The sequence below is a fragment of the Corynebacterium sp. HMSC070H05 genome, assembly GCF_001837615.1.
Taxonomy (GTDB): Bacteria; Actinomycetota; Actinomycetes; order Mycobacteriales; family Mycobacteriaceae; genus Corynebacterium; species Corynebacterium coyleae.
In genome coordinates, this window is sequence record NZ_KV833321.1 from 1 (window position 1) to 5,150 (window position 5,150).

Below are 5,150 nucleotides of genomic sequence, written 5' to 3' on the forward strand. Positions count from 1 at the left end.
CAAGCCCAGCTAGACGATCAGCCCACAGACGCGGAAACGCCCGCCGGTGTCGAATCCGGCGGGCGTTTCTATGCCTGGTTTTTAGTTCTCGTTGGTCTCGCGGCGACGGCCGAGCGCCAGGTAGGCGCCACCCACCAGCATCAGCAGGACGCCGAGGGAGATCACGGCGCGCATCGGCGTACCGGTATCCGCAAGATCACCGTCGCGCTCCTTGCTGGAGGAGGTGGTGGTCTTCTTCGTGGAAGTCGAACCCTTCGCAGCAACGCGGTTGGAGTTGTTGCTTGCGTTCTTCACGGACGTGGTGCGGCCCGTGGAGCGGCTCGGGGTGGTCTTCAGCGGCAGTGGCGTCGCCGAGGACTTCGTGGTCTTCGCACCGCCACCGGCACCTGCGAGACCCGCGGCACCGGCCATTGCGGCAGCCGGGCCGAGAACCTTGGTGGCAATCGGCTTGAACTCATCAATCGCCTTCAAAATCTGCTGCGGACGGTTCAACGTGGTCACGTTCGGGTCACGCGGCAGGACGATCTCTGCGGTCTTCGCGTTGCGCTGGACCTGGATTTCCGTGTTCTTGTAGCCGTGCGGTGGTTCGATCAAGGTGAGCTTGATCAGCTTGCGATCCTTAGCGTCCTTATTCAGATCGAACACGACGTTTGCGCGTCCGTCGGCACCAGTCCTACCGGCAACGCGGCCATCAGCGCTCTTGAACTCAGCGCCTTCAACAGCCTTGTTGTCATCGGTGCGGACAAGGACCTCCATGACCCAGTCATCCTCAGCCGCAGGCGCGGTTGGGGTCGTGGCCGAGTTGGTCGGGGTCTCGGTGGCAGGCGTGGTGGTCGTGGCCGGGTTCGTCGGGGTCTCGCTGCCCGGGGTTGCGGTCGGGGTTGCAGCGCCAGTCTCCGGGTTGTCAAGGCCAGGCAGCTTGAGGCCAGCGACACCGGCGAAGTTGTCAGCTTCATCACCCTTGGTGACGACGTTAGAAACCGCGTTGTCCTTCACGTGGATAGCGGTCGCGTCGTCGTCTGCAAAGACGAACTCGCCGTCTTCGTTCTTGTAGGCGTAGTTCAGTGCCTTTACCTTCGGCAGGGGTGCCTTTTCCGGCACTGTCACAGCGGTGTGGGTCGCGGCTGGGGCCTTCTCGTCGACGTCGAGGTGCCACAGGTAAGCCTCACCCTTGTCGTTGGTGGACAGGGCGACAAGCGAGGTCTCGTTCTTCTCACCGTCGGCAGCCCATGCGGCGGGCTTGCCGGCTTCCTTCACGCCGTCGATCTTCAGCGGCTTAGTGGTGAACGCGAGCGGGGTGTTCTTGGCGCCCGACTTATCGTCGGAAAGATCCAGGGTGTACACCTTGTCCTCGCCGAACAGCACAAGCGTGCCGCCTGCGGTGAAGGCAGCGGTGTCGATCTTGGTGGCGTCGTCACCCTTGAGGTCGATCTTGCCCAGATCCATCAGACCACCATCGTTGGCGTTAATGCGCAGCAGGTGGCCGGCGTTCTTGCCCTCCTCGTCCTGGGAGATGGCGTACAGCAGCTTGTTTTCAGGGTGGCGCGCAAGAGCGGTGTAGGTGCGGCCCTTGGAGTTGTACTGCGCGCCAGAGGTACCGGTGCCGTTACCGGGCGTATCCAGGAACAAGGCAGCAAATGCCTTTGCAGCGTCCGAAAGGTTCGAGTCCTTGGCTGGGGTCTGCGTGACCGGCGCGGCCGAATCCGCCACTGGGGTGTTGGCGGTGGCCGGGGTGGTTGCTGGGGTCGTCGATACGCTGCTCGCATTGCTTGTCGACGACACCGGGTCCACCGCAGCAGACGACGTCACAGGCGCAGTCTCCTTCGCAGTAGCGCTCTCCTGCGCGTTTGCGACCGGCACGAGTGCGATCGAGCCTGCGACTGCTGCCGCGAGCGAAAGCCCGACGGCACGTTTTGCCTTGGATGTTGCTGCCATTATTACCTCTCGAGAATAGAAAAAGCGCGCGCGAGCGCCCCCAAAAACCACATATGAATGTATACGCCAACCTTGGACTTCACAATACATCCCGAACAAAAGCGAAACCCGCCTACTCGCCGAGCAATTTGCATCGGTTTCGTAGGCGGGTCAGCTTTTAGGCTTCAGCCGGTTCCGCAGGCTCCTCAGGCTTGGCGGTCTCCGTTGCCTCGGCCTTGTTGTTGGAGCTGCTGCCCTCGGTCTCTACGTTCCAGCCGAGCTGGCAGCTGGCGTAGTACAGACCCATGATCAGACCAGCCACAGCCAGGAGGCCAACACCGGCAACCGCAGCCGGGGCGGCCGGGTTGATCTGGGACAGCTGGCGGTTGACCTGGTCGATCTGCGCCTGGAACTGGTTGAACACAGACGGGACTTCAATGTTCACGTTCGGCATCACGCTGCGCACTGCCTCGTTGGCCTGTGCGGCCGCGGCGTTGAGCTCGTCTTCGAACATCACACCGATACCACCGGCGACTGCACCGAGAAGGCCGATCGGCACCAGCCACGCAACCGGGTTGGATACCGAGGATGCGGTGGCCAGGCACTTGCCCAGGGAGCTGCCGTCCTCGCCAACAATTTCGTTGTCCCTGCCGATACCGCCACCTGCAGCGATGTCGCCGTTGCCCTTCTCAAACTGCAGACCGATCACGATTTCCTTCTGGGACGGATCATCCGCAGCCGGACGCAGTTCGAACGGCTCGGAGAACTTGCCGCGAACCTTGAACGGCTTCGACTCCAGGGTCGAGCCCGCACGGGACGAGTTCTTCTCCGGATCACGCGGATCAATCAGACGCAGGTTGCCCGGGTTGTCGATCTCGAAGGTGTACTCACCCCACGGTGCAGACTCGAAGTAGACGTTGCCGTCTTCGTTGGTCTCGCCCGCGATGGACGGACCACCATCGGTCGGAACCAGCTTGACCTTCAGCCCTGCGAGGCCTTCGTTCTCGTCCTGCGTGCGGTTCTGGTTCTCATCAACCCATGCGATCAGGCGCAGGTTGTCAGCCAGCGGAGCACCCTGGTCAACGATGATGTGAGCGTTGCCCTTGAGGTTCTCGCGCGGGGAGATGATCAGCGTGGATGACGGGTCATCGCCGTAATCCGGTTCGCCCGCGAGGCCACGGCCACGAGCCGGACGCGTCGGGAGCTCGCCCCTTGCTTCCGCTTGGTTGTGGTGACGGACATTGGTTGCCAGACCTTCCGGAATCTCCGCAGTGAAGATCACACGCTGACCTGGCAGCAACGTGCCGTTGAAGCCCTCAGGCTTCTTAATCTCAAGATCCTTGACCTTCTTCAGCTGATCAGCTGGAACGTCGTTGCCATCCTTGTCCTTAGCATCGCCCTCAAAGATCGCGTCCTTAAGTTCCACGTTCACCATCGGTGCAGAACCGGTGTTCTGGACTTCGTAGGTGAACTTCAGTGCGTTGCCGACGCCCATACGAACAGGCTTGTCCGGGTTGGTAGCAAAGCGGGCGTTGACCTTCTTGTGCACCTCTGCCTTGATGAACTTGGTGTACGCCGAATCCGGCCCCGAGCCAACCTTTTCACCAGTGCTGGTTTCACCGAAGGCGGTAGCGACGTTGTTGAAGTCGAATGCGTCCTCCGGAGCCTTCATCTTGGCCTTAATCACCTCGGTTGCACCCGGGGCGAGCTCAGACTCAGCAGTCCAGCCTTCCGGCATCTTCAATTCGATGTTGCGCGACTGAAGTTCCGGATCATCGATCTCGATGTTCTTAATCGGCGTATCACCGGTGTTGGTGATGAAGAGCTCGTAGTAGAGATCCTCGCCGGGCAGGGTGGTCATGACATCGTCGACAAGATTGCCGTCCTTGTCCTTAACCTGGCCCAGGTTATCGGCGTCGCGGCCCCAGACCTGCTTCTCCAGTTTCAGGGAAGCATTCTTGGTCAGCTGGATTTCCGGCAGCTTCACGTCATCACCAGGGCGGACCGGAACCTTGATCTTGTCGATCTCGCGGTCGCTACCCGGAGTCAGGATCTCGATCTCGTTGACGCCAGGCGTGACATCTTCGATCTTGAAGTTGCCCTTCTCATCAACGTCGATGATCTTGGAGTCGCCATTCGGGTCGGTCACTACGACCTTGGTACCCGGAACAGCATTGCCGTTGCCGTCGTTGATATTGCCCTCAATGGACTGATCGATCGGAGCCTTGACACGGATCTCGCCCATGTCGGTACGCTCGCCCTGCTTCACCGTGACCTTACGGTTCAGCGGCTTGCCGTTGATGTCCGTGTCCGGCCAGCCGTCCGGCAGCTCAATTTCCATGTCGAAATCGACGACGCCTTCAGGGAAGTACTGGAAGTCGATTGCCGGGGTGACGAAGAATCCGTCATCGTCGACCGTGAGCGGTACCTCGTAGTCGAAGTACTCCGGTCCCTTGGTCTCCTCAGTGCGGGGATCGACCGAGATGGTGTTCGGATCAGCGACATCCTTCTTGATGAACTTGATCTTTGCACCCTGGATCGGGTTACCGTGCTCATCGATCAACCAACCACCGACGGTGCTTTCACCGATGCGGTCAGACTTGTCCTTGCGGTCACGCTCCGACTTGTCGACCTCGAACTCGATCGGATCAGACTCGCCGTCCTTGACCTCAACGATCTTCGGACGTGGGTTGTTCATGCCCTCAGGGGTCTCTACCTCGACGATGTACTTACCGTCAGGCAGCGGCTTGTCGTCCGGACCATGGATCTCGAAGTTGCCCTCCGGATCCGTGATCTCGACCTTGTCAACAATCTTCTTGCCATCAGGTCCATAAACCGTGACATTCGGCTTACCCTCGCCATCCTGCGGCAGCGGCTTGCCGTCCTTGTCCTTGACCGAGCCGGTAATGGACGGCTTGGTCTCGACCGGAGTGGTCGTGGTCGGCGTCGGCTTTTCAATCGTCGAGGTCGGCGTCGGCTTCGACGTGGTCACCTTCGTGGTCGTCGGCTTTTCAGTTGTCGAAGTTGGCGTCGGCTTTTCAGTTGTCGAAGTTGGCGTCGGCTTTTCAGTCGTCGAGGTCGGCGTCGGCTTCGACGTGGTCACCTTCGTCGTCGTCGGCTTCTCAGTTGTCGAAGTTGGCGTCGGCTTCTCAGTCGTCGGAGTCGGCGTCGGCTTGCTGGTCGTCGGCTTCGGGGTCGGGTTGATGTTCTCCAGCTTGGTGTCCTGGTCCTTCTTC

The 5,150-nt window shown here is 60.5% G+C and carries 3 protein-coding genes; 1 reads left to right on the top strand and 2 read right to left on the bottom strand.

The window, feature by feature from the left end; translation table 11 throughout:
* Positions 1-81: 81 nt before the first annotated feature.
* Together HMPREF2617_RS06000 and HMPREF2617_RS12075 are read right to left on the bottom strand one after the other, a co-directional pair.
* Positions 82-1,935, bottom strand: coding sequence for a hypothetical protein (locus HMPREF2617_RS06000; protein ID WP_070840312.1), 1,854 nt, complete (start codon positions 1,933-1,935; stop codon positions 82-84).
* A 157-nt stretch (positions 1,936-2,092) separates the two neighbouring features.
* The gene (locus tag HMPREF2617_RS12075) at positions 2,093-4,906 is read right to left on the bottom strand and encodes a DUF7507 domain-containing protein (protein ID WP_070840313.1); all 2,814 of its coding nucleotides are present in this window, start codon (positions 4,904-4,906) and stop codon (positions 2,093-2,095) included.
* On the opposite strand from HMPREF2617_RS12075, the gene HMPREF2617_RS12170 reads away from it, so the two are divergent.
* Positions 4,899-5,150: hypothetical protein (locus tag HMPREF2617_RS12170; protein WP_210400825.1), on the top strand; the 252-nt coding region annotated here is incomplete at its 3' end. The genes HMPREF2617_RS12075 and HMPREF2617_RS12170 overlap by 8 nt on opposite strands.